This window comes from Leptolyngbya sp. UWPOB_LEPTO1, assembly GCF_017302695.1.
Lineage (GTDB): Bacteria > Cyanobacteriota > Cyanobacteriia > Leptolyngbyales > Leptolyngbyaceae > Leptolyngbya > Leptolyngbya boryana.
In genome coordinates, this window is sequence record NZ_JAFLCJ010000061.1 from 1 (window position 1) to 2,698 (window position 2,698).

4 protein-coding genes are annotated in these 2,698 nt (G+C 46.4%); all 4 read right to left on the bottom strand.

From position 1 onward, the window contains the following. Positions 1-126: 126 nt before the first annotated feature. From J0L70_RS31925 to J0L70_RS31940, 4 genes are read right to left on the bottom strand one after another with little or no spacing between them, the layout of a single operon-like run. Positions 127-1,092 carry a glutathione S-transferase family protein gene (locus J0L70_RS31925; protein ID WP_287457343.1) on the bottom strand — a complete coding sequence of 322 codons (966 nt, stop codon included), beginning with the start codon at positions 1,090-1,092 and terminating at the stop codon, positions 127-129. A gap of 22 nt (positions 1,093-1,114) precedes the next feature. Continuing rightward, positions 1,115-1,780: a glutathione S-transferase family protein gene (locus J0L70_RS31930; protein ID WP_287457345.1), complete on the bottom strand. Its 666-nt coding sequence runs from the start codon at positions 1,778-1,780 to the stop codon at positions 1,115-1,117. Between the two features lie 22 nt (positions 1,781-1,802). Further along, a complete protein-coding gene (locus J0L70_RS31935) occupies positions 1,803-2,243 on the bottom strand; it encodes a cupin domain-containing protein (RefSeq protein ID WP_287457346.1) in 441 nt (146 codons plus the stop codon). Then, positions 2,215-2,550 (bottom strand): GNAT family N-acetyltransferase, encoded by a 336-nt coding sequence (locus J0L70_RS31940; protein ID WP_287457347.1) that lies wholly within the window; start codon positions 2,548-2,550, stop codon positions 2,215-2,217. Before J0L70_RS31940 ends, J0L70_RS31935 begins: the two co-directional genes overlap by 29 nt. Positions 2,551-2,698 lie beyond the last annotated feature (148 nt).

Genomic DNA, 2,698 nt, shown 5'->3' on the forward strand with positions numbered 1-2,698 from the left:
TTGCCAGATTTTTAGGAGTAGGGTCGCTCAAGAGGATGCCCTCACGACAACTTTGAATAGTTTGAACTTTACTGTTATTTGCGTACTTGCCTACAATTCCTTACGATCTTTTAACCTGAGTAGTTACTATGTAACTCTGTGAGGAACATCAGACAGCGTATCAAAATTAAGCATTGGACCTTTAGGCACAATGCGACTGGGATTAATCTCAGTCATACTTCTGTAATAGCCCTGCTTGATCTGGTCGAGATTGCACGTTACTTTGAACTCAGGACGCTGATAGAGTGCCTTGAGATAATTCCACAGGTTTGAATAGTCTACGATGCGTCGTAGATTACACTTGAAGTGACTGTAGTAAACCGAATCAAAGCGGTATAAGGTTGTAAAAAAGCCAATGTCCGCCTCCGTAAGGCGGTCCCCACAGAGGTACTGTTGCTGTCCTAGTACTGTTTCCCATCGATCTAAGCCCTCAAAAACTTCCATCACGGCTGCTTCGTAAACGGTTTGCGAAGTGGTGAACCCAGCGCGATAGACACCACTACTGATGGTACGGGCGATCGTATCAATCGTGTCATCAATCTGAACTTGTAATTCGCACGGGTATAAATCGACTGGCTGTGTTGCCAATGCTGCGAACTCGACATTTAACATTCGCACGATATCACGCGACTCATTATTAACGATCGTGTGACATTGCTTGTCCCATAACACGGGAACCGTCACTCGCCCAGTATAGTGTGGGTCGGCTTTGAGATAAATTTCGGATAAGTATTGAGCCTGATTCACCGCGTCCGGAACTGTTCCTGGTGCATCTGAGAATTTCCAGCCTTGGTCGCTCATGATAGAGTCCACGATCGAGACAGAGATGATTTGCTGTAATCCTTTGACTTCTCGTATAATCAGCGTACGATGTGCCCACGGACATCCTAGAGCAACATAGAGGTGATAACGTCCCGCTTCTGCTGGAAATCCACTCGCTCCATCTGCTGTTACCTTGTTCCGAAAGATTGTCGGCTTTGGGTTATATCGACCGCTGGGATTGCGCTCATTCTGTTCATTCGTCCATTTGCCGTCAATCATCATACCTAGCATAATTTTCTCCTGAGTTCTAAGTTTAATGTGGTTGGAGTTGCTGCAATCGCCCATAGTGTTCTAGATGAAAATCGGGAGGCTTGGCAACTGATTGAACAGATTGACGATTCGCCATCGTCTTCCACCAGCGTTTTAAGCGATCAAGTCCACGCGGCAGTTGAAACCCGCGAAAATGCTTCAGTACTACTATCTGTTCAAACCAAGGGTAGTAGGCTAGATCTACCAGACTCAAGCTTGCGCCCAACCAGTAGGGTTCTGCTGCAGATAGTTGTGCCAATCCGGTTTGCTCGATCCATTGCAAGGACTCGGTTAATTGGTTCACAAGTTTTGCTCGCTGTTGCAAATCTTGGGTCAGCAATAATTGGTGAGTTGGTTCAAATAATCGAGCATCGGCAAACTGAATCCAAATTCGAGCTTGGGCACGGTGTATGGCATTTTGAGGCAATAGCGATGGAGATGGAAAGACTTCCTCCAGATATTCATTGATGATCGAGGATTCCCAAATTCGATGATGCCCGTGTTTCAGTACAGGAATCTTTCCAAAAGGGGAAATTTCTGAAAAGTTAGCAGGTTTGTTTTGCAAGTCGAGTTCGATCAGCGTAAACGAAATTTGCTTTTCTACTAGCGTTAACTGCGAACGATGAGCAAACGGGCACGCGATCGCACTATAAAGTTCAAGGTCAGACATTGTAAAAGTCTCGCGGGAGAAATCAGGATTCTGGATTGTAAGGTTCGCTCTGCTCGTGTTCTGCGGAATCGTTGCGAGCAGCGATCGCATAAACCGGATCGGTGTCGCTCAGATTGCGAGGTTGATGCGGCACACCGGGCGGCGTAAACACGAAATCGCCTGCCTCGCACACTTGGCATTGGTTCAGTCCTTTGCCATAACAAACCTCGACTCGCCCCTTGAGTAGATAGAGAACCGTTTCATGCACTGGATGGACATGCGGCTGAGCAATGGCTCCCGGTGGCAGAATGACAAGCTCCATCGCGATTCCTGTGGTTCCTGCGGTGTTGGCAGACAGACCGACAAAACCCGACCATCGCTCACTCGATAGCATCTGTGGATCAGGCTGCACAATCACGAGTTCAGTTTGCTTTTCATAGCGGGGGTAAGCAGAATTAGATTGATCTGATGTTGTTTTTAGCATATTCGGGAAATGAAAAGTATAGTAAAGGGCAATTGTTGCTACAGGCGTTTTTGACTTGCTGTATCCCTAACTTTTGTAGGACTCGTACCGAAACCGTGTTCGATACATCCACATCTGCATTCACGTTCGGTAGATTCAAAGTATGCAGACTGTAGTTCAAGACAACAGCAGCAGCTTCTGTAACATAGCCTTGCCACTGCTTCTGCATGAAGAAGCCCGACAAAACCAATAGGGTGTTCTTGACGGTGGACAAGCCATAAACCGTATTGATACTGCTTAGGCGACTTCTTCCAATGACTTTACCCATTAAGTGGTCGAATTAAGATATCTCAGATCTTGCATCATTCTCGATAAGATCGAGTTGGCAATGCTTTCAGTATGATCTCAAATCCGTACTGTGCAGCAAGATTTGCGGAGTTTTGCAGTTGACGAAGCAATTGAAACCACAAGACGGA